Here is a 24,689-nt window from a genome sequence, read left to right as displayed (position 1 = left end):
CAACCTACACCGCTGGCGCCAAACTATGGGGCGGGCTCCCATCGCCCGCTCCAGACGCATCCCTCGAATGACAGGCCCGCACGGGCCTGTCGTCGTTTCCGGCCTGCTCAGCCGTGGGCGGCCAGCCACTCCACCAGGGCGTCCAGCATCGGCGTGGCGCGTGCGGCGTCGGGGTGGTTGACCAGCACCGCCAGCGCGTACACCGTGCCGCGGCCGTGCACATAGCCGGCCAGGGCGCGGGTGTCCAGCAGCGTGCCGGTCTTCAGGAAGGCGCGGCCGGTGGCCTGGCCGCGGGTCATGCGGTGGGCCAGCGTGCCATCGACGCCGGCCACCGGCAGCGACTGCACGAAGTCCTGCGACTGCGGTGCCTGCCAGGCGCGGCGCAACAGCTGCACCATGGCGCGCGGCCGGCCCCGCTCCTCGCGCGACAGGCCCGAGCCGTTGTCGACCGCGATGTCGTCGGCCGCCAGGCCCTGGCGGCGCAGCCATTGGGCCAGGCGGTCGCGCGCGGCTGGCAGCGTGGCCGGGCGTTGCGGGAAACCGGGCGACAGCGTCAGCATCAGGTTGCGCGCGGCCAGGTTGTCGCTGTTCTTGTTGATTTCGCGCACCAGCTCGGGCAGCGGTGGTGAGCGGTGCTCGGCCCACACCGGCAGCGGACGGCCGGCCCCGTCGCGCGGCACGCCGGGCGCCAGGTCGGTGCTGCGGCGTTCGCGCACGCGGCCACGCAGCCGCCCGCCACTGGCGCGCCACAGCTGGGCCACTGCATCGGCCAGGCGGGGGGCGCTCAGCGTGGTGTGCACCGGCTGCCGGGACACGCCGCCGCCGCTGGGCAGTTCACCCATCAGGCGCATGCGGCCGTCGTCCAACGTCAGCGCATCGGGCCAGGCATGGTGCGGACGCTCGGGCGACGGCACGGGTGTGCTGGCATGGTCCTGCTCGTGCAGCTGGTAGCTGCAGTGGTCGAGCACGATGTCGCCCAGCACGTCCTGCACGCCCTGCTCATGCAGGCGCAGGAACCACTGGCCCAGCTCGGCGGCGTTCAGGCGTGCGTCGCCGCCGCCCTGGATCACCAGGTCGCCCAGCAGCCGGCCCTGGCGCAGCACGCCGTCCAGGTAGGCGCGGGTGCGCCAGCAGTAGGCACGGCCCAGCAGGTCGAAGGCGGCCAGCGTGGTGACGATCTTGGCCGTGCTGGCCAGCTGGAAGCGCTGCTCCGGGTTCAGGCTGGCCAGCGGTGCGGCCTGCCCACTGACCGATTGCACCTGCAGACCCACGGCCGACTCGGGCAGGCCGCTGCCGGCCACGATGGCGCGCAAGGCCGCGGGCATGGTGGCGCCGGCCGCATCGGCCGCGCGCTTCGTTGCAGGGGCCGCGCTGGCGCGAGGCTGCGCCGTGGCGGGCAGCGCAACGCCGGCGACCGCCAGCGCGCCGCCGGTCAGCACCTGGCGGCGATCGGAACGCATGCCGCAGGACGGGCCGAACCAAGGCCTTCGGGCAGAATCTCGCACCCCGCCAGCCTAGTCCGGCCCGGCCACGCCGATGCCCGCATCAGGCCCGGGCCCGGCCGCCAGTTCTCACGTTCGACACCATGCACGATTCCCAGCCGCCCCAGGGCGCCCAGCCCAGCGACGAGGCGGATGCCCTGCCCGACACCGGGCACGACACCCTGAACGACACCGCAGCCGACACGCCGGCCGGCCCTGACACCGATGGCGCCGACACCGCGCACCACCGCCCGGTGCGCAGCTTCGTGCTGCGCGCGGGCCGCATGGGCAGCGGCCAGGTGCGCGCGCTGCGCGAACTGGGCCCGCGCTTCGTGCTGCCGTTCACCGGTGCGACCGGCCAGCCGCTGGACACGGCCGCGGTGTTCGGCCGCCAGGCCCCGGTGGTGGTGGAGATCGGCTTCGGCATGGGCCAGGCCACGGCCCAGATCGCCGCGGCGCGGCCCGACCTGGACTTCATCGGCATCGAGGTGCACGAGCCCGGCGTGGGGGCGCTGCTGCGCGAGATCGGCGAGCGCGGCCTGACCAACCTGCGCATCTTCCAGCACGACGCGGTGCAGGTGCTGGAGCACATGGTGGCGCCCGGCAGCCTGGCCGGCCTGCACATCTACTTTCCCGACCCCTGGCACAAGAAGCGCCACCACAAGCGCCGGCTGATCCAGCCGCCTTTCGTGGATCTGCTGGCCAGCCGGCTGGCCCCCGGCGGCTGGCTGCACTGCGCCACCGACTGGGAGCCCTACGCCCACCAGATGCTGGAGGTGCTGGGCGGCTGCGCGGCGCTGGAGAACACCGCCGACGGCTTCGCACCCAAGCCCGAGCTGCGCCCGCTCACCAAGTTCGAGGCGCGCGGCCTGCGCCTGGGCCATGGCGTGTGGGACCTGATGTTCCGCCGCAGGTAAGTGGGCACCCGGCCCCGCGGGTGCGCGGGGCCACCCGCCGCGCGGGGCGGGCCGGCGCTCGGCCCGTGTGGCCCGTGTCCCGACAGGTCGGAATCAGTCGCGCCAGTCGACCCAGCCCATGTGGGCGGTCAGCAGCACCAGCACGCCGAAGGCAATGCGGTACCAGGCAAAGGGCGTGAAGCTGTGGCTGGCGATGTAGCGCAGCAGCCAGCGCACGCAGGCATAGGCACTGACGAAGGCCGTGACCAAGCCCACGGCGAACAGCGGCAGATCGGACGCGTGCAGCAGCGCGCGTGCCTTGTACAGGCTGTACAGACCGGCACCGATCAGCGTCGGGATGGCCAGGAAGAAGCTGAAATCGGTGGCCGCCTTGCGCGACAGGCCCAGCAGCATGCCGCCGATGATGGTGGCGCCCGAGCGGCTGGTGCCGGGGATCATCGCGAAGCACTGCACCAGGCCCACCTTCAGCGCATCCAGGCCGCTCATCTGGTCGACCGACTCGATGCGCACCGCGGTGGCCTGACGCCGCTCGGCCCACAGGATGACGAAGGCGCCGAGGATGAAGGTGCTGGCCACCACCGTGGGCGTGAACAGGTGCGCCTTGATGGCCTTGCCGAAGGCCAGGCCGAGCACCACCGCCGGCAGGAAGCCGATGAGCACATTGGCCACGAAGCGTTGCTGTACCGGGCTGTGCCGCAGGCCGGCCACGGCGTCGCGCAGGCGCTGCCAGTAGACGATGATCACAGCGAAGATGGCGCCGGTCTGGATGGCGATCTCGAAGACCTTGCCCACCTCGTCGTTCATGCCCAGCAGCGAGCCCGCCAGGATCAGGTGGCCGGTCGACGAGATCGGCAGGAACTCGGTGAGCCCTTCCACAATGCCCATGACGGCCGCCTTGGCCAACAACACTACGTCCACGACGGCTCTCTCGGTCGAATGCGAAGCGGCGGATGATAGCCGCGCGCGATGACGGCGCCGGGCGCCGGGGCTGGGGTCAGCCGGCGCGCGCGAGCGTGATCTCGACGCCGCGCGCCGTCACCGTCACCGCACCCGGCTGCAGGCCCAGCTGACGCAGACTGGCCAGGCGCTCGGGGCTGATCTTGTAGATGCTGAGGTTCTCCAGCATGCGCTCGGCCAGCGACTGGCCCAGGCGCTGGCCGACGCTGGCAGGTGCCGACGCGCCTGCGCCGGGCGCCGGCGCGGCCGCCGGGGGCAGCGCCGCGGCCACCGCACCGGGGATCGCCGCCCCGCCCTCCAGGCTGAACTGCGACACGCGCACCTGCTGCAGCCGCACGCTGGCGTCACCGGGCTCGTAGCGCAGCGCGCCGTCGAAGGCCAGTCGGCCCTTGGCCGCCTTGCTGAACAGGCGCTCCTGCGCCGCGATGTCCAGCGCCACCGCCAGGCGGTTGCGCTCGGGCTGCAGGCGCAGGGCCGGCGCACTGAGCGTCACGTCCAGCAGTTCATACAGGCGGCGCTGCAGCGGAAAGGCGCGGTTCACCAGCACGCCCAGTTCGGTTTCACCCAAAGTGATGACGGTGGGGCTGCCCACGGTGGCGCAGCCGGCCAGCCAGGCCAGCGGCAGAGAAGGCAGCACGGGCAGTGCCAGGGCGGCACTGCGACGAAGGAGTTGTCGGCGGTGGAGGCTCATGCGGGCGCGGATTCTAGAGTTCGGCCTGCGGGCTTGCCCGTCTTGACCGGTGTCACGCCACACGGCTACATTACTGACCGGTCAGTCATTAAAGTGCATCTTGCCCCACCGTTCCGCCCCACCCGCCGATGAGCTTGCCGACGGCAGCGAGCCGCTGCAGCGCCGCCGCCGCAAGGAGGCCCGGCCGCAGGAGTTGCTCGACGCCGCGCTGGCGCTGTTCGTCGAGAAGGGCTTCGCCGCCGCCCGCGCCGAAGAGGTGGCGCAGCGCGCCGGTGTGTCCAAGGGCACGCTGTACCTGTACTTTCCCAGCAAGGAAGAGCTGCTGAAGGCGGTGATCACACAGAACCTGGGCAGCCGCATCGTGGCCGGCGCCGAACTGGTGGCCGCCCACCCCGGCACCGCCACCGAGCTGCTCAACGTGATCCTGGTCGACTGGTGGACGCAGCTGTACGACAGCCCCGCTGCCGGCGTGTTCAAGCTGGTCATCACCGAGGTGCGCAACTTCCCCGAGATCGCCGGCTTCTACCTGCGCGAAGTGGTGCAGCCGGCGCATGACCTGCTGGGCGCCGTGCTGCGCCGCGGCATCGCGGCCGGCGAGTTCCGTGATGTGCCGATCGACCACGCGGTGCATTCGCTGGTGCTGCCGCTGATCATGGTCTGCCTGCACCGCCACTCGCTCGGCGCCTGCCAGGTCGACTGGCAGATCGAAGGCCGCGACTTCATCGGCCAGCATGTGCAACTGGTGCTGGCCGGCCTGCGCGCCGGCGCCCCGAACCCGGCCTGAGCCCCACCCCACCCTCCCACCGCCCTGCCCCGATGACACGCTGGATCCGCTGGACACTGCCCGCCGTGGCGGTGCTGATCGTTGCCCTGTTCGCCGCCCGCAGCCTCAAGGGCCGCGGCGACACGCCGCCCGCCGCGGCGGCAGCCGCATCGTCCCCGGCCTCGGCCGCGCTGCCCACGCTGGCGCTGGCCGCGCAAGACCTGCTGCAGGCGCGCCGCACCGAGCTGGCGCGCCAGATCGAGGTCTCGGGCACGCTGCGCGCGATCAACACCGCGGTGGTCAAGGCCCGCGTGGCCGGCGAGCTCAAGAGCGTGGCCGTGCGCGAGGGCGACACCGTGCGCGCCGGCCAGGCCGTGGCCCAGATCGACACCACCGAGTTCGACTGGAAGCTGCGCCAGGCCGAGCAACAGGCCGCTGCCGCCCAGGCCCAGCTGGACATCGCCCGTCGGCAGCTCACCAACAACAAGGCGCTGGTCAACCAGGGCTTCATCTCGCCCACGGCGCTGGAGACCTCGGTGTCCAACGAGGCCGGCGCGCTGGCCACCCTGCAGGCTGCCCAGGCGGCCGTGGAACTGGCGCGCAAGGCCCGCAACGACGCCGCGCTGGCCGCGCCGATCGGCGGCCTGGTGTCGCAACGCCTGGCCCAGCCGGGTGAGCGCGTGGCGGTGGATGGCCGCATCCTCGAGATCGTCGACCTGTCGACGCTGGAGCTCGAAGCCGCCGTGCCGCCGCAGGACGTGGCCGCGCTGCGCGTGGGCGCCCGTGCCCGGCTGGAGGTGGAAGGCGGCGGCGCACCGCTGACCGCCACGGTGGTGCGCATCAACCCCGCCGCCGCCAGCGGCGCGCGCACCGTGCCCGCCTACCTGAGCGTGGCCGGCGCGCCGGGCCTGCGCAGCGGCCTGTTCGCGCGAGGCTGGATCGAGCTGGAGCGCCGTGCGGTGCTGGCCGTGCCGGCCACGGCCGTGCGCAACGACCAGGCGCGGCCCTATGTGGTGGTGGCCGTCACCCGGGACGGCAGCACGCAGGCCGAGCACCGCCCGCTCACGCTGGGCCTGCGCGGCCTGGTGGACGGTGCCGAGTGGGTGGAGGTGAGCGCCGGACTGGCCGAGGGCGAGCGCGTGCTGGCCGCCAGCACCGGCCTGGTGGCCAGTGGCGCACGCCTGCGTCTGCCTGCCACCGCCGCCAGCGCCCCGGCCCCGGCCTCGGCTGCCAGCCGCTGAACGGGGCCGCACCGCCATGTGGTTCACGCGCGTCTCGATCGCCAACCCGGTGATGGCCGTGATGGTCATGCTGGCCCTCGTCGTGCTGGGGCTGGTGGGCTACCAGCGCCTGAAGGTCGACCAGTTCCCGGATGTCGACTTCCCCACCGTGGTGGTGCAGGTCGACTATCCCGGCGCCTCGCCCGAGATCGTCGAGCAGGAGGTGACCAAGAAGGTCGAGGAGTCCGTCAACACCATCGCCGGCATCAACCAGCTGTTCTCGCGCAGCTACGAGGGCACCTCGGTCATCATCGTGCAGTTCAACCTCGACATCGAGGGCCGCCGTGCCGCCGATGACGTGCGCGAGAAGCTGGCCATCGTCAAGCCCAGCTTCCGCGACGAGGTGAAGGAGCCGCGCGTCTCGCGCTTCGACCCCGCTTCGCGGCCGATCTTCTCGCTGGCCCTGACCTCGCCCGACGGCAGCCGCAGCGTGCAGGAGCTCACCACCTATGCCGACCAGGTGCTGCGCAAGCGCCTGGAGAACGTGCGTGGCGTGGGCGCAGTGACGCTGGTGGGCGGCGTCAAGCGCGAGGTCAACGTCTACCTGCAGCCCCAGGCCATGGAAGGCCTGGGCGTGGGCATCGACGCCGTGACCAGCGCGCTGCGCACCGAAAACCAGACCCTGCCGGCCGGCAGCCTGCGCTCGGGCGAAGGCGAGCGCATCGTGCAGATCGAGGGCCGCGTGCAGCGCCCGGCCGACCTGGAGAAGCTGGTGGTGGCGCGCCGTGGCGCCGCGGGCGCGCAGCAGCCGGTGCGCCTGGGCCAGGTGGCGCGGGTGGTCGACGGCCCCGAGGAGATCGAGACCCTGGCGCTGTTCAACGGCCAGCGCACCATCGCGCTGGAGGTGCAAAAGAGCCAGGGCGAGAACACCATCCAGGTGGTGGATGGACTGCTGGCCGCCGTCGAGGGGGTCAAGCCCCAGCTGCCCAAGGGCGTCGCGGTGGAGGTGGTGCGCGACGGCTCGCGGCCGATCCGCGTGTCGGTGGCCAACGTCAAGCGCACGCTGATCGAGGGCGCGCTGCTCACGATCGCCATCGTGTTCCTGTTCCTCAACAGCTGGCGCTCCACGGTCATCACCGGCCTGACGCTGCCGATCGCGCTGATCGGCACCTTCTTCGTGATGTACTGGGCCGGCTTCTCGATCAACATGGTCACGCTGATGGCCATGAGCCTGTGCGTGGGCCTGCTGATCGACGACGCCATCGTGGTGCGCGAGAACATCGTGCGCCATGTGCAGATGGGCAAGAGCGCACGCCAGGCCTCGCTGGACGGCACCAACGAGATCGGCCTGGCGGTGCTGGCCACCACGCTGTCCATCGTGGCGGTGTTCCTGCCCATCGGCTTCATGGGCGGCATCATCGGCAAGTTCTTCCACGAGTTCGGCATCACCATCGTGGCCGCGGTGCTGATCTCGATGTTCGTCAGCTTCACGCTCGACCCGATGATGAGCAGCGTGTGGCACGACCCCGCCATCGACCGCGAGGGCCAGCCCTTCGTGCCGCGCAACCTGTACGACCACACGCTGGGCCGCCTGACGCACTGGGTGGACCGCGCCTCGCACCGCCTGGGCGACGGTTATGTGGTGACGCTGCGCTGGTCGCTGGCGCATCCCGTCCTCACCGTGCTGATCGCCATCGGCTCGCTGGTGCTGGCGCTGGGCCTGCTGAAGAAGGTGGGCACCGAGTTCGTGCCCAAGGCCGATTACAGCGAAAGCTCGGTCAGCTTCTACACCCCGGTGGGCACCCCGCTGGCGCTGACCGAGGCGCGCGTGCGCCAAGTCGATGCCATCCTGCGCGCCATGCCCGAGGTGCACAGCACGCTGGCCACCGTCAACACCGGCCAGGCCCAGGGCCGCAACTATGCGTCAGTGTTCGTGCGCCTGGTCGACCGCAAGCAGCGCACGCGCTCGGTCGACCAGATGTCGGTGCCGCTGCGCCAGCAACTGGCCCAGGTGCCGGGCATCACGGTCACGCACGTGGGCCTGCTGGACGCGGTGGGCGGCGGCAAGCCGATCTCGCTGTCGCTGCAGGGCCCGGATCTGGCCACGCTGCAGCGCCTGACCGACAGCCTGATGCCGCGCCTGGCCGCGGTGGCCGGCGTGGCGGATCTGGACACCAGCATGAAGCCGCCCAAGCCCACGGTGTCGGTGGACGTCAAGCGCGACGCCGCGGCCGATCTGGGCCTGTCGGTGGGCAGCGTCACCAGCACGCTGCGGGCCCTGGTGGCCGGGCAGACGCTGGGCGACTGGCGTGCCGCCGACGACCAGAGCTACGACGTCAAGCTGCGCCTGGCGCCCGAGGCCCGTGCCAATCTGTCCGACCTGGGCCGCGTGCCGCTGGTCACCGGCCCGTTTGCCGACGGCTCGGTGCGCGCGGTGCGCCTGTCGCAGGTGGTGGACCTGCGCCCAGGCACCGGCCCCAACCAGATCAACCGCCGCGACCTGAACCGCGAGAGCGAGATCACCGCCAACGCTGACGGCCGCCCGCTGGGCGAGGTGTCGGCCGACATCCGCAAGCTGCTCGACGCGACCCCGCTGCCGCCGGGCTACAGCTTCCGCTTCGGCGGCAGCACCAAGGACATGCAGGAATCCTTCGTGTTCGCGGTGCAGGCGCTGCTGATGGGCGTGGTGTTCATCTACATGATCCTGGCCAGCCAGTTCCGCAGCGTGCTGCAGCCCATCGCGCTGATGAGCTCGCTGCCGCTGACGCTGATCGGCGTGGTCGGCGCGCTGCTGATCTGGCGCAGCACGCTGAACATGTTCTCGGTCATCGGCGTGGTGATGCTGATGGGCCTGGTGACCAAGAACGCCATCCTGCTGGTCGACTTTGCCAACCGCGCCCGCGAGGACGGCGTGGCCCGCGCCGAGGCCCTGCTGCAGGCAGCGCGCGTGCGCCTGCGCCCGATCCTGATGACCACGCTGGCCATGGTCTTCGGCATGCTGCCGCTGGCGCTGGCACTCACCGAGGGCTCGGAGCAGCGCGCGCCGATGGGCCAGGCGGTGATCGGCGGCGTCATCACCTCCAGCGTGCTGACCCTGGTGGTGGTGCCGGTGATCTACGGCTGGATGGACGATCTGGGGGGCTGGCTGCGCCGCCGCTTCGGCAAAGCTGCGCCGGCGCAAGGCAGCGGTCAGAGCCCCCTCTAGAATTCGGGTTCTCCCGCCCAGTGATACCCTCTACCGTATATCAGGACCCGCGATGAACGTCGAACAGGCCCGTTTCAACATGATCGAGCAGCAGATCCGTCCCTGGGACGTGCTCGATTCCGCCGTGCTGTCGCTGCTGGCCGTCGTGCGCCGCGAGGACTTCGTGCCCGCCGAGCACCGTGCGCTGGCCTTCTCCGACATCGAGGTGCCGCTGCCCGAAGGCGAGCGCATGCTGTGCCCGCGCGTCGAGGCCCGCCTGCTGCAGGAAGCCCAGGTGCAGCGCCACGAGAAGGTGCTCGAGATCGGCGCCGGCTCGGGCTTCATGGCCGCACTGCTGGCCCACCGCGCGCAGAGCGTGGTGACGATGGAAGACAAGCCCGCACTCGCCCGCTTTGCGCGCGAGAACCTGCAGCGCGCCGGCATCGTCAATGCCACGGTGCGCGAGGGCAACGGCGCCGCCGGCCTGGCCGCCGAGGGCCCGTTCGACGTCATGGTGCTCTCCGGCTCGGTGGCGCAGATGCCCAAGGCCCTGCTGCAGCAGCTCAAACCCGGTGGCCGCCTGATCGCCGTGGTCGGCAACGAGCCGGTGATGCGCGCCGTGCGCGTCACCCGCCTGTCCGACGCCGCCTCGCAGACCAAGGAACTGTTCGACACCGTGCAGCCCCGCCTGCGCGGCTTCGACGAGCCCTCGCGCTTCAGCTTCTGAGCCGGCGCACGGCGGCCCACTCAGACGGCATCACCGACGCCATGAACGCCCCCTTGCGCCAGCTGCACGTGCAGGACCTCGCGGCCTTCGTCGCCGAGCACGCCGCCACGCAGCCCGTGCTGCTGGACGTGCGCGAGGACTGGGAGCTCGAGACCGCGCGGCTGACGCTGCCGGGCGCCCGCCTGCTGCACATCCCGATGGGCCAGCTGCCGCAGCGCCTGGCCGAGCTGGATCCGGCGCAGACCATCCTGGCTTTGTGTCACCACGGCATGCGCAGCCTGCAGTGCGTCGCATTCCTGCAGCGCCAGGGCCACGCGCACGTGTACAACGTCCATGGCGGCATCGACGCTTGGTCCACCCAGGTGGACGCCTCGGTGCCACGTTACTGACCGACCATTCCAAACGCCCCCGAAGGACCCCCTCCATGCCCTGCACGCCCCTGCGCCTGACCGCCGTCGTCCGTTCGAGCCTGCTGGTGATGGGGGCGGGACTGGTGGCCATGCCCGGTCTGGCCCAGGCGCAGAGCCTGAAGACGCTGTACGAGGCCGCCCGCGCCTTCGATGCCACCTACCTGGCCGCACGCGCCCAGGCCGACTCGGCCGTCCACAAGGCGGCCCAGGCCGACGCGCTGAAGCTGCCCAGCGCACAGCTCAGCGCCACCGCCAACCGTGCCGAGGCCAACGTGCCGGGCGGCAACAACACCTCGCTGACCAACGGCACCGTCACGGTCGATGGCAGCTACCCGCTGTTCAACCGCGCCAACAAGGCCAGCTTCGACCAGGCCCAGCGTGCGCTGGACGTGGCCCGCGCCGACCTCGAGACCGCCGAACAGGACCTGATCGTGCGGGTGGCCCAGGCCTATTTCGACGTGCTGGCCTCGCAGGATGCGCTGACCGCGCAGCAGGCGGCCAAGAAGGCCACCGCCGAGCAGCTGGCCTCGGCCAAGCGCAATTTCGAGGTCGGCACCGCCACCATCACCGACACCCGCGAAGCCCAGGCCCGCTTCGACCTGGACGTGGCGCGCGAACTGGTGGCCGAGAACGACCTGCGCACCAAGCGCGTGGCCCTCGACCAGTTGGTGGGCCGCCAGAGCGTGGCGCCGCGCGGCCTGGCCCTGCCGCTGACCCTGCCGCCGGTGCTGCCGGCCAGTGCCGACGACTGGGTCGGCCAGGCCGACGGCCGCCACCCCGGCATCCGCAAGGCCCAGCTGGCCATGGACGTGGCACGCCTGGAGACCGAGAAGGCCAAGGCCGGCCATCTGCCGACAGTCAACCTGGTTGGCCGCGTGTCGGGCAGCGACAGCCGCGGCACCGCCGTCACCGACGCTTTCGGCCGCCCCGGCACCACCACCACCACCAGCGTGGGCGTGCAGCTGGCGATGCCGCTGTTCGCCGGCTACGCGATCCAGAACCGCGTCAAGGAAACCCTGGTGTTGGAAGACAAGGCCCGCCAGGACCTGGACGCCGCCCGCCGCAGCGTGGCGCTGGGCACGCGCAGCGCCTTCCTGGGCGTGCAGTCGCTGCAGGGCCAGGTCAAGGCCCTGGAGGCAGCCGAATCGTCCAGCAAGCTGGCGCTGGATGCCACGCAACTGGGCTACAAGGTGGGCGTGCGCGTCAACCTCGACGTGCTGAACGCCCAGTCGCAGCTCTACGGCACGCAGCGCGATCTGGCCAAGGCGCGCTACGACGCCCTGGTCACCAGCCTGAAGCTGCGCCAGGCCGCGGGCCTGCTGCAGCCCGGCGATGTGGACGCCATCGAGGCCCTGCTCGTCCGCTGAACGCGGCGCCGGCCGGCGGTGCCGGGCCGGTGTTTACCCTGGCGCGGCCAACCCGGCGCCCACGCCGGCCGTTGAAGCGGCATGACCGCCGCCGCGCGCACCCTGGCCGCCACCGTCGCCGCCCACCGCTTCGGTCTGGGTGAGGCCGACACCGCCGCGCTGGCCCCGGACGCCGCCGGCTGGCTGCGCGCCCAGATCGGCCCGGCCGACGCCCCGCTGGGCGAGGCGCTGCCCGACTTCGCCCAGGCCCTGCGCGTGCAGGCCACCGCCCGCCGGCTGCGCGAGCCCGAGGCCGAACGTGCGCTGCGCCAGCAGGTGCTGGCCGACCAGCAGTCGCGCCTGCTCACCGCGCTGCGCACGCGCCGGCCCTTTGCCGAGCGCCTGCAGCTGTTCTGGTGCAACCACTTCACCGTGTCGCTGGCCAAGGGCGCGGCCCAGGGCCTGGTGGGCGCCTTCGAGCGCGAGGCGATCCGGCCGCACATCGCCGGCCGCTTCGCCGATCTGCTCGCGGCCGCCGTGACCCACCCGACCATGCTGCGCTACCTGGACAACCAGGGCTCGGCCGGGCCGCAATCGGCCATCGTGCAGCGCGTGCGCCGCCGCGGCGAGCGCAGCGGACAGGCGCCACGCCTGACCGGGCTGAACGAGAACCTGGCCCGCGAGGTGCTGGAACTGCACACGCTGGGCGTGGCGCGCAGCGGCGACATGGCCGGCGCCGACGCCACCTACGGCCCGATGGGCGGCTACGGCCAGGCCGACGTCACGGCCTTCGCGGCCGTGCTGACCGGCTGGCGCGGCCCGGTGATCGACGGTGACGCGGCATCGGCGCCCGGCACGCGGTTCGACGCCGATTGGCACCAACCGGGCGACAAAGTGGTGCTGGGCCGCCGCCATGCCGAAGGGCCGCAGGCGCTGCGCGCTGTGCTGGACGACCTGGCGCGCCACCCGGCCACCGCGCGGCACATCGCGCTGAAGCTGGCGCGCCACCTGGTGGCCGACCAGCCGCCACCGGCCCTGGTGGCACGGCTGGCACAGCGCTTCACCGACAGCGACGGCGACCTGCCGGCGGTGTATGCCGCGCTGATCGACAGCCCCGAGGCCTGGGCCGCGCCGCCACAGAAGCTGAAATCGCCCGAGGAGTTCCTGCTCTCGGCCGGCCGCCTGCTGACGCTCGACGAGCGCGCGGCGCGCCGCCTGGCCGAGGCTGGCGCCCCCGCGCTCAACGCCATGGGCCAGCGGCTGCAGGCCGCGCCCTCGCCCGCCGGCTGGCCCGACCGCGCCGACGAATGGCTGGGCCCTGAGGCCCTGTGGCAGCGCGTGGCCTGGTCGCGGCGCTGGGCCGAGCGTGCCGGCGCCGCCGTGGATGCCCGCGCGCTGGCCGCCGCCAGCCTGGGCCCCTGGCTGGGCGACACCGCCCGCCAGCAGATCGCCCGTGCGGCCGACGGCCAGCAGGCCCTGGCCCTGCTGTGGCTGGCGCCCGAGTTCCAGCGCCGCTAGGTGGCCACCGGCCGGTCCGCCCACCTGTTCCGCCCTTCTTCATCAACACAGGCCCCACCGATGCCCCCAGCACCGCGCGCTCGGACCCCGAACGCCCTGCCCACGTCCGGCGCCGCCGGCATCGGCCGCCGGCGGCTGATGGGGGCGGCACTGGGCGCCGGCCTGCTGCCGGCAGCCCGCCTCAGCGTCGCGGGCCAGGCGGGCGCCGGCGCACCGCGCCTGGCCCTGGTGATCCTGCGCGGCGGCCTGGACGGCCTGGCGGCGGTGCCCGTACCGGGCGATCCGGCCTTCGCCAACGCGCGCGGCGCGCTGGCCGCGCCGCCGGCCACGGCAGCCACCGGCGCGCCGCTGCGGCTGGACGACACCTTCGCGCTGCACCCGGCGCTGGGCCGCCTGCACGCCCTCTACCAGCAGGGTGACGCGGCCGTGCTGCATGCCGTGGGCCTGCCCTACCAGGAGCGCTCGCACTTCGACGCCCAGCAGCTGCTGGAATCGGGCGGCCGCCGCCCCTTCGAGCTCGACAGCGGCTGGCTGGGCCGCGTGCTGGCCGAATTGCCCGGCGCGCCGGCCGGCAGCAGCGCCGCCCGCGGCCTGGCCCTGCAGGCAGCCGTGCCGCTGGTGCTGCGCGGCAACGCGGTGGTGGACACCTGGCTGCCGCCACAGCGCAATGAACCCGCCCCCGATGCCTTGGCCGACCTGGGCCAGCGCGTGGCCCAGCTCTACGCCGGCGATGCCGCCCTGGCCGCGGCCTTCGAGCGCGCTCGCCGGCTGCACGCACCGGGCCCGGAGATGGCCGCACAGGGCATGGCGTCCGGCGCTGGCCCGGCGGGCAACGCGGCACGGCTGGCCGCCCTGGGCACGCAGGCCGCGGCCTTTCTGACCCGGCCCGACGGCCCGCAGACCGTGGTGCTGGAGATGGGCGGCTGGGACACCCATGCGAACCAGGCCAATGCGCTGGCCGGCAACCTGGCCGCGCTGGATGCCCTGCTGGACGCGCTGCACCAGGGCCTGGCCGCAGCGACCTCGACGGCAGGCAGCGGGCCAGCTCCGTGGGCGCGCACGCTGGTGCTGGTGGTCACCGAGTTCGGCCGCACCGTGGCGCCCAACGGCACCCAGGGCACCGACCATGGCAGTGGCGCCGCCGCCTTTGCGCTCGGCGGCGCGGTGCGCGGCGGCCGCGTGCTGGCCGACTGGCCGGGCCTGGCCCCGCGTGAACGCACCGAGGGCCGGGACCTGCGCAGCACCACCGACCTGCGTGCGCTGTTCAAGACCGCGCTGCACCAGCACCTGGGCCTGCCGCTGGCCACCGTGCATGGCCGCGCACTGCCGGGCAGCGAGCACCTGGGCCTGCTGCCGCTGCTGCGCAGCTGAACACCTGCGCCCGCCGGCGGTGGCCCGTTCAGGCCGTCCCGGGCCGGGTGGTCGGATCCTGCGGCGCCACGGCCACCGCGTCGCCGGCCAGAGCCAGCACCTCGGCCGCCATCTGCTCGGCCGCGCCACGGTGCGCAGCGGCAAAGCCCAGCGCGCGGTCGACCCACTGGTTGCGCGCCAGGTCGGCCACCGCCATCACGGCCACGTCCACGCCTTGCTGCAGGTCCTGCACGCGGCGCGCGGCGCCGCACTGCTCGGCATGCCAGGCCGCCTGGGCGAAGTTGAAGGTGTGCGGCCCCATGACCACCGGGCAGCCGCAGGCCGCGGCCTCGATCAGGTTCTGGCCGCCCAGCGGCTCGAAGCTGCCGCCCAGCAGGGCCACGTCGGCGCAGGCGTAGTACAGCGGCATCTCGCCCACCGTGTCGCCCAGCCACACATCGGCCTGCGCAGCGTTGTCGGGCGGCATGTTGACCCAGCGGCTGCGCCGCGCCAGTGTCAGCCCGGCAGCCTGCACCAGGCTGGCCACCATGTCGAAGCGCTGTGGGTGCCGCGGCACCAGCAGCAGCAGCGGGCGCGGCGACGGCAGCGCGGCCCAGTCGTCGAGCAGCGGCTCCTCCTCGCCCTCGCGGCTGGAGGCCATCATCACCACTGGCCGCATCAGCGCGCGGCGCCACTGCAGGCCGCGCGCCAGCAGCAGCGGCGGTGGCGTCATGTCGAACTTCAGGTTGCCGCTCACCGCCACGTCGCGTGCACCGGCGGCACGCAGGCGCTGGGCGTCGTCGGGTGTCTGGGCCAGCACCTTGGCCAGGCGCGCGGCGGCCGGATGCAGCAGCGCGGCCAGGCGCCGGCCCTTCCTCGCGCTGCGCTCGGACAGCCGGGCATTGGCCAGCACCATGGGCACGCCGGCACGCTCGGCCTCGCGCAGCAGCACGGGCCAGATCTCGGTTTCCATCAGCACGCCCGCGCTGGGGCGGAAGTGCCGCAGAAAGCGCCGCGTGGCGCCCGGCGTGTCGTAGGGCAGCCAGGCCTGCAGGTCACCGGGCTGCATCAGGCGCTCACCGGCCTCGCGCCCGGTGGCCGTGCCATGCGTGAACAGCAGGCGCACGCCCGGCCGCTGACGGCGCAGTGCTTCCACCAGCGGCAGCGCAGCGCGCGCCTCGCCCAGCGACACGGCATGCAGCCACACGCAGCCCGGCTCGGGCGGCGCGCCGACGTAGCGGCCCAGGCGCTCGCCCCAGTGCGCGCGGTAGCCAGGCTCGCTGGCGCCGCGCCGCCACAGCCGCCACAGGTACAGCGGCGTGGCCAGCCACAGCGCCAGCGCATAGACGGCGCGCACGGCACCCTGCCACAGGCGGCTCAAGATGGCAGGGCTCCGCTGCGGCGCAGGGGCGCGCTCAGTGCGCCGCCTGCTGGATGTGCGCGTCGGCCTTGACCGCGCGCAGCGCGTCCATGAACTGCGTCTCGATGCGGGCCAGCGCCTCGGCCGTGTGGCCCTCGAAGCGCAGCACCAGCACCGGCGTGGTGTTGCTGCCGCGGATCAGGCCGAAGCCGTCGGCGAAATCGACGCGCAGGCCGTCGATGGTGCCCACCTCGCCACCCGGGAAGGCCAGACGGCCATCGGCCACGCGGGCCAGCAGCTCGGCCACCACCTGGTGGTGCTCGCCTTCGGCGCAGGGCACGTTCAGCTCGGGCGTCGAGAAGCTGGTGGGCAGCGCGTCGAGCACGGCACTCGGGTTCTTCTCGCGGCTCAGGATCTCGAGCAGGCGGCCGGCGGTGTACATGGCGTCGTCGAAGCCGTACCAACGCTCGCCGAAGAACAGGTGGCCGCTCATCTCGCCTGCAAACGGGGCGCCGGTTTCCTTCAGCTTGGCCTTGACCAGCGAATGGCCGGTCTTCCACAGCAGCGGCTTGCCGCCGGCGGCCTTGATGACCTCGGGCACGCGCTGCGAGCACTTCACGTCATAGATGATCTGGGCGCGCTTGTTGCGCTTGAGGATGTCGCGCGCGAACAGCATGATCTGCCGGTCGGGGTAGATGATGTTGCCGCCGGCCGTCACCACGCCCAGGCGGTCGCCGTCGCCGTCGAAGGCCAGGCCCAGTTCGGCGCCGGTGGCGCGCACCACGGTCTTCAGCACCTCCAGGTTCTCGGGCTTGCTGGGATCGGGGTGGTGGTTCGGGAAGTCGCCATCGACCACCGAGTACAGGTCGATCACCTCGCAGCCGAGCGCGCGCAGGATGCCGGGGGCGCTGGCACCGGGGATGCCGTTGCCCGAGTCGACGACGATCTTCATCGGGCGCTTGAGCTGGCAGTCGCTGGTGATGCGGTGCGTGTATTCGGCCAGGATGTCCAGCTTGGCGACGCGGCCGCGCTTGGCGGTGTAGGTCTCGCTCTCCATGCGCTGGCGCAGCTTCTGGATGTCGTCGCCATAGATGGCGCGGCCGGCCAGCACCATCTTGAAGCCGTTGTAGTCCTTGGGGTTGTGGCTGCCCGTCACCTGGATGCCCGACTTGCAGCCATGCGCGCCGCGCGTGGCAGCCACGTAATACAGCATCGGCGTGGTCACGGCGCCCAGGTCCACCACATCCAGACCGGTGCTCTTCAGGCCACGGATCAGCGCCGCCGCCAGGCCGGGGCCCGACACGCGCCCGTCACGGCCCACGGCCACGGCCTTCTCGCCGGCGGCCACGGCCTCGCTGCCGAAGGCGCGGCCCAGGTGCTCGGCGAAGGTCTCGTCGATCGTCTGGCCGACGATGCCGCGGATATCGTAGGCCTTGAAGACACTGGCGTGGACTTGCATGGGATGGATGAATGCTGTGGAAGGTAGACCGGGCGGCATTGTAGGCAGGCCCCGTCGCGCCTTGCGCCAGCCAGGCGGCCGCGGCTCACAGGTCCGAAAACGGCCAGCCGTCCGGGGGCGAGTGCCTATCATGGCCGCATGCCCGCCCCGCCGCCGTCCGCCGCCCCGCCCTCCGCCCTGCACGACGATGCGGCCTATGCGGCACTGCGCACCCGCGATGCCCGCTTCGACGGCCGGCTGTTCGTCGGCGTCACGTCCACCGGCATCTACTGCCGGCCGGTGTGCCGGGTGCGGGCACCGCGGCGCGAGAACTGCCGCTTTTTCGGCCAGGCGGCGCTGGCCGAGGCCGCCGGCTTCCGTCCCTGCCTGCGCTGCCGGCCCGAGCTGGCGCCGGGCCTGTCGCTGACCGACTCGTCCGACGTGCTGGCCGCCCAGGCGGCGCGCCTGCTGGCCGCGGCCGTTCACGGTGGCGAAGCCGGTGCGCCCGCCGCTGCCGATGCCCCGGCCACCGTGCCGGCCGTCGCGGCGCGCCTGGGCATCACCGACCGGCACCTGCGCCGCATCTTCCAGCGCGCCCATGGCGTCACGCCGATCGCCTGGCTGACCACGCAGCGCCTGCTGCTGGCCAAGCAGCTGCTGACCGACACGGCGCTGCCAGTCACCGAGGTGGCGCTGGCCAGCGGCTTTGCCAGCGTGCGCCGCTTCAACGCCGCGTTCGCCGAGCATTACCGGCTGCAGCCCGGCGCGCTGCGCAAGCAGGCGGCCGATGGCGCGCCGGCGCCTCTCAGTCCAGACCGCACGGCGGCCGAGGCCACGCTGCGTCTGGCCTGGCGCCCGCCCTACGACCTGCACGGCGTGCTCGACTTTCTGCGGCACCGCGCGCTGCCGGGCATCGAGCAGGTGGACGGGCTGACGGTGCGGCGCACGCTGGCACTGCCCCACCACGGCCAGGTGCTGGCCGGCTGGCTGCAGGCGCGCTTCGAGCCTGCGCGGCACGAGCTGCACCTGCGCGTGGCGCCCGCCTTGCTGCCGGCCATTGCCGCCGTGCGCGAGCGGGCGCGCCAGGCGCTGGACCTCGATGCCGACCCGGCGCGCATCGACGCCCAGCTGGCCACGCTGCCGGTGCCCGCCCGGCCGGGCGTGCGCGTGCCCGGTGGCTGGTGTGGCTTCGAGTCGGCGGTGCGGGTGATCCTGGGCCAGCAGGTCACGGTGGCGGCTGCGCGCACCCTCACGCGCCGCCTGGTCGAGCGTTTCGGCACACCGCTCGACACGCCCTTCGACAGCCTGGACCGGCTGTTCCCCAGCGCCGCCACGCTGGCCGCCGCCGCGCCCGAGGACATCGGCACGCTGGGCATCGTGCGCCAGCGCGTGCGGGCGCTGCAGGCCCTGGCCCAGGCCGTGGCCGAAGGCCGCCTGCACCTGCACCGCGCCGCGCCACTGGACTCAACCCTGGCCACACTGGCCAGCCTGCCCGGCATCGGCGACTGGAGCGCGCAGCTGATCGCCATGCGCGCGCTGGCCTGGCCCGATGCCTGGCCGGCCACCGACATCGGCATCCTCAACGCACTGGGCCACCGCGATGCCAAGGCCGGCACGGCCCAGGCCGAGGCCTGGCGGCCCTGGCGCGCGTATGCCGTGATGAATCTCTGGCTCAGCTTGGAGGCCACCCCATGACCCCGCACCCGAAGATCGAGGCGCAAACCCACATCCCCACGCCGCTGGGCCCCTTGCTGGCGGCCGCCACGCCGCAGGGCCTGGCCGGCCTGTGGTTCGACGGCCAGCAACACCATCCCGGCGCCATCGACGCGCCCGGGCGGCCCGACCACCCGCACCTGGCCGCTGCGGCCCGCGTGCTGGCCGGCTACTTCCACGGCGACGCGATGACGCTGGACGCCCGCACCTGGCAGCAAAGCCTGCCGCTGGACCTGCACGGCACGCCCTTCCAGCGCGCCGTGTGGCAGGCGCTGCTGGCCATCCCCGCCGGCCGCACCAGCACCTACGGTGCCATCGCGGCCCAGGCCGGCAACGCGGCGGCCGTGCGTGCGGCCGGCGCCGCCATCGGCCGCAACCCGGTCAGCATCCTGGTGCCCTGCCACCGCGTGCTGGGCCGCGACGGCAGCCTCACCGGCTATGCCGGCGGCCTGCCGCGCAAGCAGGCCCTGCTGCAACTGGAGAGTGCGCAGCAGGCGATGATCGGCGCATGAAATCCCGCGATCTGACCGACCTGCTGCTGCTGGCCGCCATCTGGGGCAGCTCGTTCCTGTTCATGCGAATGGCCGTGCCGGCCTTCGGGCCGGTGCCGCTGGCCTTCGTGCGCGTGCTGGGTGCGGCGCTGATGCTGTTGCCGCTGCTGCTGTGGCGCGGGGAATGGGCCGCGCTGCGCAGCCGCTTCAAGCCGATGCTGGTGCTGGGGCTGACGAACTCGGGCCTGCCCTTCCTGTGCTTCGGCTATGCGGCGCTGACGCTGCCGGCCGGCCTGGCCGCGATCTTCAATGCCGCCACGCCGATGGCCACCGCGCTGATCGCCTGGGCCTGGCTGGGCGATCCGCTGAGCCGCCCGCGCGCCATCGGCCTGCTGATCGGCTTTGCCGGCGTGGCCGGGCTGGCCTTGAACAAGTCGCTGGCCAGCGGTGCCCTCCACGGCCTGCAGCTGAACCTGCCGGTGGCCCTGGCGATCGCCGCCTGCCTGGCCGGCACGCTGATGTACGGCCATGCCGCCAGCTTCACACGCCGCTACATGACCGGCACGCCATCGATGGTGCTGGCCACCGGCACGCAGGCCGCCGCCGCGCTGGCGCTGGCACTGCCGGCGGCCCTCACCTGGCCGGCCGTCAACCCCGCGCCACAGCACTGGGCCATGGCACTGGCGCTGGCCGCGTTGTGTTCGGCGCTGGCCTACATCCTGTACTTCCGTCTGCTGCAGCGCATCGGCCCCACGTCGGCGGCCTCGGTCACCTTCTTGGTGCCGGTGTTCGCCAGCGCCTGGGGGGCCGTGGTGCTGGGCGAGGCCATCACGCCGGCCATGCTGCTGGGCGGCGCGGTGATCCTGGGCGGCACCTCGCTGGTGCTGGGGCTGTGGCCGCGTTCGGCCCGCAGCGCATGAGGACCGGTGCAGCCGCCCATCCGGCCTAAAATGCCGGGTTTTCCCGTCAACCCCAGCACAGCGAGATCACCCCCGTGGGCGCCAACATCCTTCAGAAGCTTCCCGTCGGCGAACGCGTCGGCATCGCGTTCTCCGGTGGCCTGGACACCAGCGCCGCCGTGCTGTGGATGCGCAAGAAGGGCGCCATCCCCTGCGCCTACACGGCCAACCTGGGCCAGCCCGACGAGAGCGACTACGACGCCATCCCGCGCAAGGCGCTGGAGTACGGCGCCGAGCACGCCCGCCTGATCGACTGCCGCGCGCAGCTGGTGGCCGAGGGCATTGCCGCCATCCAGTGCGGTGCCTTCCACATCACCACCGCCGGCGCCACCTACTTCAACACCACGCCGCTGGGCCGCGCCGTGACCGGCACCGCGCTGGTGGTGGCGATGAAGGACGACGGCGTCAACATCTGGGGCGACGGCAGCACCTACAAGGGCAACGACATCGAGCGCTTCTACCGCTACGGCCTTCTGGCCAACCCGGCGCTGCGCATCTACAAGCCCTGGCTGGACCAGACCTTCATCGACGAACTGGGCGGCCGCAAGGAGATGAGCGAGTTCCTCATCGCCAACGGCTTCGACTACAAGATGTCGGTCGAGAAGGCCTACAGCACCGACAGCAACATGCTGGGCGCCACGCACGAGGCCAAGGACCTGGAGTTCCTGAACTCGGGCATCCGCATCGTCAACCCGATCATGGGCGTGGCCTTCTGGAAGGACGACGTGGTCGTCAAGGCCGAGGAAGTGTCGGTGCGCTTCGAGGACGGCGTGCCCGTGGCGCTGAACGGCCGCACCTTCGCCAATGCCGTGGAGCTGATGGCTGAGGCCAACCGCATCGGCGGCCGCCACGGCCTGGGCATGTGCGACCAGATCGAGAACCGCATCATCGAGGCCAAGAGCCGTGGCATCTACGAGGCCCCGGGGATGGCGCTGCTGCACATCGCCTACGAGCGCCTGGTCACCGGCATCCACAACGAGGACACCATCGAGCAGTACCGCGCCAACGGCCGCCGCCTGGGCAAGCTGCTGTACCACGGCCGCTGGTTCGACCCGCAGGCCCTGATGCTGCGCGAGACGGCCCAGCGCTGGGTGGCCCGCGCCATCACCGGCGAGGTGACGCTGGAACTGCGCCGCGGCAACGACTACTCGCTGCTGAACACCGAGAGCCCGAACCTGACCTACGCGCCCGAGCGCCTGAGCATGGAAAAGGTGGAGGACGCCGCGTTCACGCCGGCCGACCGCATCGGCCAGCTGACCATGCGCAACCTCGACATCGCCGACACGCGCGAGAAGCTGGGCGTCTACACCCGCACCGGCCTGCTGGGCAGCGGCTCCAGCGGTCCGGTGCTGCTGGGCGCACCGGACGGCGGCGACGCCGCCTGAAGCCCGCTTGATGCCCGCCTGACGCCCCGACCAGGGGCCAGGCTGCGCATAAATCCACCAGGACGCGGCCAGGCGCGCTTCAGCCCGCCGCCGCCCGGCCGATAAGCCCGTCATCCAGACCATCTGAAACGGGCGTCGCCAGGGTAGGCACACGGGCGCGCTCGGCGCTCCCATGAGTCACGCTTCCTCCAGTGCCCTGCTGGGCCTGCAGGCCTCGCAGGCGTTCTCGCTCTGCGCGGCCGTGTGGGCCGGCGTGCTGGGGATCATCCTCAGCTTCGTGTGGTGGCAGTTGCGCCAGCGCCAGTGGTCGCTGCTGGCGGTGGGCTGCCTGTCGGCCAGCGTCTACTACGGCGCCGAGATCCGCGCCACCTCGCTGCCCGAGCCCGGCCTGATGGCCGTGGCCCTGTCATCGGTGATGTGGGGCCTGAACCTCGAGGCCTATGCCCTGGCCTTCGAGCTCTCACCGTCTGCACGGCGCAAGGTGCGCGCCTTCATCGTCAGCGGCTTCTCGCTGGCCCTGGTCGGCATGGCCATCTGGGGCAGCTCGCGCCTGTCGGCCAACCTGGTCTACGACGGCATGCTGCTGTCGGTGATCATCACCGCCTACAGCCACGGGCGCCTGCGGCAGCACATCTGGGTGGCGGTGGCCCTGCTCACCCACACGGCGGCCTCGCTGCTGTGCCTGGCCGGCTGGATCACGCCGGTGGAACTGCGCTACCTGCTGGTGCCCACCGGCTTCGGCGCGATGATGGTGATGCTGGTCGAAGGCCTGATGGTGGCCAACGCCCGCGCCAAGCGCACCGTGGACGACCTGCAGCGCACCCAGCATGACCTGCACGACCTGATCGCCACCATGCTGCGCGGCACGCAGGAGGTGGCGGCCGCCGGCGACACCATGTCGGGCAATGCCCAGACACTGGCCATGCGCACCGACGAGCAGACCACGCGCCTGAAGCGCACCGAGACCGAGGTTCGCCAGCTCAGCGAGCAGGTGCACCACACGGCCCAACATGCCCAGGCCGTGCAGGCCAACTGCGAGGAACTGCGCCGCCACAGCGATGCCGGCCGCCAGGCGGCCGACAGCGCCGCCGCCGCGATGGGCCGCATCCACCACGGCACCCAGGCCATGCGCGACAGCCTGCAGGACATCGAGAACGTGGCCTTCCAGACCAACCTGCTGGCGCTGAATGCGGCGGTGGAGGCGGCGCGCGCCGGCGAGGCCGGCCGCGGCTTTGCCGTGGTGGCGGCCGAAGTGCGCACGCTGGCCCAGCGCAGCAAGCGCATGGCCGAGGCCGTGCGTGCCCAGGTGCTGGGCACCACCGAGCTGGCCGATGCCGGCACGCGCGAGGTGGACGCGATGCGCCAGACGCTGCAGCGCACGCAGTCGGCGGTGGACCAGGTGGCCGAGCGCATGAAGGCGCTGAGCGGAGACGCACAGGCGCAGTCGGGCGCGCTGTCCGAGGTGCTGGACGGCCTGGTGCGCGTGACCGAGCTGACCGATGCCAACGCCACGATGGTGGCCGAGTCGGTGCTGGCCTCGCAGGCCATGCACGACAGCGCCAACCGGCTGCGTCAGGCGATCAGCGAATCCGACGCCACCGAGGGCACCGAGACGCTGGCGCCGGTGGTGCGCCAGACCGTGCAGCCGCAGGCCAATCCGCATGCCGGGCTGCAGGCCTCGGCACCGTCGAACGTCGACTTCTTCTGACGCGCATCCCGGTCAGGCCGCGCGGCCTGTCGCCGGGCGCGAGGTCCGGGTTGCGGGGTGCGGGTTACGGGGTGTGGCGGCTCAGGCGTCCACCACGCGGTTGCGGCCGCCATGCTTGGCCGCGTACAGGCGCTGGTCGGCCAGTTGCAGCATCGCGTCGGCATCGACCAGCGCGGCATCCCAGCAAGCCACACCCAGCGAGGCGGTCTGCACATGGCGCACCGGTTCGGCGCCCGGCGCCGCCGTCACGCTCATCGGCCACTGGGCCAGCGCCTCACGCAGGCGCTCGGCACGGCAGCGGGCCTGGGTGGCGTCGGCGGCCGGCAGCAGCACCGCGAACTCCTCACCGCCCAGGCGGCCCAGGGCCTCGCCCGGGCCCAGCTCGGCACGCCAGCGCGCCACGGCCTCGCGCAGCACCGCGTCGCCGGCGGCATGGCCCCAGCGGTCGTTCACGCGCTTGAAGTGGTCGAGGTCGATGCACACCACGGCCGGCAGCGGGCCGCCACGCGCGGCCAGGCGCACGGCCTGCTGCAGCGCGTCCATCCAGTGCCGGCGGTTCCAGATGCCGGTGGCGGCATCGGTGGTGGCCAGGCGCCAGATGCGGTCATGCACCTGGGCGTCGGGGTTGGCCTCGACCAGGAAGCGCAGGCGTGCGCGGCCGAGCTTCAGGCGGTCGCCATCGACCAGCGGACGCGGCGCGGTGACGCGCTGCTCGTTCACCCAGCTGCCGTTGGCCGAGCCCAGGTCGTGCAGCACGGTGCCGCCCTGCGACACCTGCAGCAGCGCATGGCGGCGGCTGATGCTGGCGTCGTCGATCATCAGGCCCGCGGCGGCCGAGCGGCCGACGACATGCGCGCCGGGCTCCAGCGTGAAGCGGCGGCCGGCATCGTCGCCGCTGTAGAGCACCAGCACGCCACGCGTGGCCGCCCCGGGCGAGGCGGCGGGCATGCTCATCAGGTCACTGGCCGTGACCTCGATCGTGGACGGGTCCCACATGGCAACGTGTCGGGCTGGAGTCGCGCGGAAAAGCAGAACCGCGACGGTATCCCAGCCCGGCCGGCCGCGGCCACG

20 protein-coding genes are annotated in these 24,689 nt (G+C 72.7%); 14 read left to right on the top strand and 6 right to left on the bottom strand.

From position 1 onward, the window contains the following. Positions 1-107: 107 nt before the first annotated feature. A complete protein-coding gene (locus tag AACH10_RS18130; RefSeq protein WP_341411893.1) occupies positions 108-1,460 on the bottom strand; it encodes a D-alanyl-D-alanine carboxypeptidase/D-alanyl-D-alanine-endopeptidase in 1,353 nt (450 codons plus the stop codon). 305 nt (positions 1,461-1,765) lie between these two features. Here AACH10_RS18130 and trmB point away from each other — a divergent pair, with 305 nt between their 5' ends. Then, complete coding sequence (gene trmB / locus AACH10_RS18125; protein ID WP_341412313.1) at positions 1,766-2,398, top strand: tRNA (guanosine(46)-N7)-methyltransferase TrmB; 633 nt, start codon at positions 1,766-1,768, stop codon at positions 2,396-2,398. A 93-nt stretch (positions 2,399-2,491) separates the two neighbouring features. Here trmB and AACH10_RS18120 read toward each other — a convergent pair whose 3' ends face one another. After that, a complete protein-coding gene (locus tag AACH10_RS18120; RefSeq protein ID WP_341411892.1) occupies positions 2,492-3,316 on the bottom strand; it encodes an undecaprenyl-diphosphate phosphatase in 825 nt (274 codons plus the stop codon). A 76-nt stretch (positions 3,317-3,392) separates the two neighbouring features. Further along, on the bottom strand, positions 3,393-4,046 hold the full coding sequence (locus AACH10_RS18115) for a hypothetical protein (RefSeq protein WP_341411891.1): 654 nt from the start codon (positions 4,044-4,046) through the stop codon (positions 3,393-3,395). Positions 4,047-4,146: 100 nt separating this feature from the next. Here AACH10_RS18115 and AACH10_RS18110 point away from each other — a divergent pair, with 100 nt between their 5' ends. The 8 genes from AACH10_RS18110 (at position 4,147) to AACH10_RS18075 (ending at position 14,585) form a co-directional block, all read left to right on the top strand. Then, the gene (locus AACH10_RS18110) at positions 4,147-4,830 is read left to right on the top strand and encodes a TetR/AcrR family transcriptional regulator (protein ID WP_341411890.1); all 684 of its coding nucleotides are present in this window, start codon (positions 4,147-4,149) and stop codon (positions 4,828-4,830) included. 32 nt (positions 4,831-4,862) lie between these two features. Then, positions 4,863-6,050 carry an efflux RND transporter periplasmic adaptor subunit gene (locus AACH10_RS18105; protein WP_341411889.1) on the top strand — a complete coding sequence of 396 codons (1,188 nt, stop codon included), beginning with the start codon at positions 4,863-4,865 and terminating at the stop codon, positions 6,048-6,050. A 16-nt stretch (positions 6,051-6,066) separates the two neighbouring features. Further along, the gene (locus AACH10_RS18100; protein ID WP_341411888.1) at positions 6,067-9,234 is read left to right on the top strand and encodes an efflux RND transporter permease subunit; all 3,168 of its coding nucleotides are present in this window, start codon (positions 6,067-6,069) and stop codon (positions 9,232-9,234) included. Between the two features lie 52 nt (positions 9,235-9,286). Then, the gene (locus AACH10_RS18095; protein WP_341411887.1) at positions 9,287-9,940 is read left to right on the top strand and encodes a protein-L-isoaspartate O-methyltransferase family protein; all 654 of its coding nucleotides are present in this window, start codon (positions 9,287-9,289) and stop codon (positions 9,938-9,940) included. A gap of 41 nt (positions 9,941-9,981) precedes the next feature. Continuing rightward, positions 9,982-10,329 carry a rhodanese-like domain-containing protein gene (locus AACH10_RS18090; RefSeq protein ID WP_341411886.1) on the top strand — a complete coding sequence of 116 codons (348 nt, stop codon included), beginning with the start codon at positions 9,982-9,984 and terminating at the stop codon, positions 10,327-10,329. 35 nt (positions 10,330-10,364) lie between these two features. Then, on the top strand, positions 10,365-11,717 hold the full coding sequence (locus tag AACH10_RS18085) for a TolC family outer membrane protein (RefSeq protein ID WP_341411885.1): 1,353 nt from the start codon (positions 10,365-10,367) through the stop codon (positions 11,715-11,717). 81 nt (positions 11,718-11,798) lie between these two features. Further along, positions 11,799-13,214: a DUF1800 domain-containing protein gene (locus AACH10_RS18080; protein ID WP_341411884.1), complete on the top strand. Its 1,416-nt coding sequence runs from the start codon at positions 11,799-11,801 to the stop codon at positions 13,212-13,214. A gap of 60 nt (positions 13,215-13,274) precedes the next feature. Then, positions 13,275-14,585, top strand: coding sequence for a DUF1501 domain-containing protein (locus tag AACH10_RS18075; protein ID WP_341411883.1), 1,311 nt, complete (start codon positions 13,275-13,277; stop codon positions 14,583-14,585). Between the two features lie 28 nt (positions 14,586-14,613). On the opposite strand, the gene AACH10_RS18070 is transcribed toward AACH10_RS18075, so the two are convergent. Both AACH10_RS18070 and AACH10_RS18065 read right to left on the bottom strand, forming a co-directional pair. Next, positions 14,614-15,945 carry a 3-deoxy-D-manno-octulosonic acid transferase gene (locus AACH10_RS18070; RefSeq protein ID WP_341411882.1) on the bottom strand — a complete coding sequence of 444 codons (1,332 nt, stop codon included), beginning with the start codon at positions 15,943-15,945 and terminating at the stop codon, positions 14,614-14,616. Between the two features lie 34 nt (positions 15,946-15,979). Then, a complete protein-coding gene (locus AACH10_RS18065) occupies positions 15,980-17,383 on the bottom strand; it encodes a phosphomannomutase/phosphoglucomutase (protein WP_341411881.1) in 1,404 nt (467 codons plus the stop codon). 138 nt (positions 17,384-17,521) lie between these two features. Between AACH10_RS18065 and AACH10_RS18060 the strand changes: the two genes are divergently transcribed. From AACH10_RS18060 to AACH10_RS18040, 5 genes are all read left to right on the top strand, one after another. Continuing rightward, the gene (locus AACH10_RS18060) at positions 17,522-19,057 is read left to right on the top strand and encodes a DNA-3-methyladenine glycosylase 2 family protein (RefSeq protein WP_341411880.1); all 1,536 of its coding nucleotides are present in this window, start codon (positions 17,522-17,524) and stop codon (positions 19,055-19,057) included. Then, positions 19,054-19,587 (top strand): methylated-DNA--[protein]-cysteine S-methyltransferase, encoded by a 534-nt coding sequence (locus AACH10_RS18055; protein ID WP_341411879.1) that lies wholly within the window; start codon positions 19,054-19,056, stop codon positions 19,585-19,587. The genes AACH10_RS18060 and AACH10_RS18055 overlap by 4 nt, the downstream gene beginning before the upstream one ends. Further along, the gene (locus AACH10_RS18050; RefSeq protein ID WP_341411878.1) at positions 19,584-20,486 is read left to right on the top strand and encodes a DMT family transporter; all 903 of its coding nucleotides are present in this window, start codon (positions 19,584-19,586) and stop codon (positions 20,484-20,486) included. Before AACH10_RS18055 ends, AACH10_RS18050 begins: the two co-directional genes overlap by 4 nt. 74 nt (positions 20,487-20,560) lie before the next feature. Next, complete coding sequence (argG, locus tag AACH10_RS18045; protein ID WP_341411877.1) at positions 20,561-21,910, top strand: argininosuccinate synthase; 1,350 nt, start codon at positions 20,561-20,563, stop codon at positions 21,908-21,910. Positions 21,911-22,082: 172 nt separating this feature from the next. Further along, complete coding sequence (locus AACH10_RS18040; protein ID WP_341411876.1) at positions 22,083-23,618, top strand: methyl-accepting chemotaxis protein; 1,536 nt, start codon at positions 22,083-22,085, stop codon at positions 23,616-23,618. Positions 23,619-23,699: 81 nt separating this feature from the next. Here the strand turns inward: AACH10_RS18040 and AACH10_RS18035 are convergent, their stop codons facing one another. Continuing rightward, positions 23,700-24,614, bottom strand: coding sequence for a GGDEF domain-containing protein (locus AACH10_RS18035; RefSeq protein WP_341411875.1), 915 nt, complete (start codon positions 24,612-24,614; stop codon positions 23,700-23,702). Positions 24,615-24,689: the final 75 nt, after the last annotated feature.

The organism is Pseudaquabacterium inlustre (genome assembly GCF_038066595.1).
GTDB classification, from domain to species: domain Bacteria; phylum Pseudomonadota; class Gammaproteobacteria; order Burkholderiales; family Burkholderiaceae_C; genus Pseudaquabacterium; species Pseudaquabacterium inlustre.
Note: the sequence above shows the minus strand (reverse complement) of the source record. Positions and strands in the feature narration are given on the sequence as shown.

What these genes read in the sequence shown, in the direction of transcription:
- AACH10_RS18130 (WP_341411893.1), bottom strand. Translation starts at nt 1,460, where the DNA reads ATGCGTTCCGATCGCCGCCAGGTGCTGACCGGCGGCGCGCTGGCGGTC.
- trmB (WP_341412313.1), top strand. Translation starts at nt 1,766, where the DNA reads ATGGGCAGCGGCCAGGTGCGCGCGCTGCGCGAACTGGGCCCGCGCTTC.
- AACH10_RS18115 (WP_341411891.1), bottom strand. Translation starts at nt 4,046, where the DNA reads ATGAGCCTCCACCGCCGACAACTCCTTCGTCGCAGTGCCGCCCTGGCA.
- AACH10_RS18105 (WP_341411889.1), top strand. Translation starts at nt 4,863, where the DNA reads ATGACACGCTGGATCCGCTGGACACTGCCCGCCGTGGCGGTGCTGATC.
- AACH10_RS18100 (WP_341411888.1), top strand. Translation starts at nt 6,067, where the DNA reads ATGTGGTTCACGCGCGTCTCGATCGCCAACCCGGTGATGGCCGTGATG.
- AACH10_RS18095 (WP_341411887.1), top strand. Translation starts at nt 9,287, where the DNA reads ATGAACGTCGAACAGGCCCGTTTCAACATGATCGAGCAGCAGATCCGT.
- AACH10_RS18090 (WP_341411886.1), top strand. Translation starts at nt 9,982, where the DNA reads ATGAACGCCCCCTTGCGCCAGCTGCACGTGCAGGACCTCGCGGCCTTC.
- AACH10_RS18085 (WP_341411885.1), top strand. Translation starts at nt 10,365, where the DNA reads ATGCCCTGCACGCCCCTGCGCCTGACCGCCGTCGTCCGTTCGAGCCTG.
- AACH10_RS18080 (WP_341411884.1), top strand. Translation starts at nt 11,799, where the DNA reads ATGACCGCCGCCGCGCGCACCCTGGCCGCCACCGTCGCCGCCCACCGC.
- AACH10_RS18075 (WP_341411883.1), top strand. Translation starts at nt 13,275, where the DNA reads ATGCCCCCAGCACCGCGCGCTCGGACCCCGAACGCCCTGCCCACGTCC.
- AACH10_RS18065 (WP_341411881.1), bottom strand. Translation starts at nt 17,383, where the DNA reads ATGCAAGTCCACGCCAGTGTCTTCAAGGCCTACGATATCCGCGGCATC.
- AACH10_RS18060 (WP_341411880.1), top strand. Translation starts at nt 17,522, where the DNA reads ATGCCCGCCCCGCCGCCGTCCGCCGCCCCGCCCTCCGCCCTGCACGAC.
- AACH10_RS18055 (WP_341411879.1), top strand. Translation starts at nt 19,054, where the DNA reads ATGACCCCGCACCCGAAGATCGAGGCGCAAACCCACATCCCCACGCCG.
- AACH10_RS18050 (WP_341411878.1), top strand. Translation starts at nt 19,584, where the DNA reads ATGAAATCCCGCGATCTGACCGACCTGCTGCTGCTGGCCGCCATCTGG.
- AACH10_RS18040 (WP_341411876.1), top strand. Translation starts at nt 22,083, where the DNA reads ATGAGTCACGCTTCCTCCAGTGCCCTGCTGGGCCTGCAGGCCTCGCAG.
- AACH10_RS18035 (WP_341411875.1), bottom strand. Translation starts at nt 24,614, where the DNA reads ATGTGGGACCCGTCCACGATCGAGGTCACGGCCAGTGACCTGATGAGC.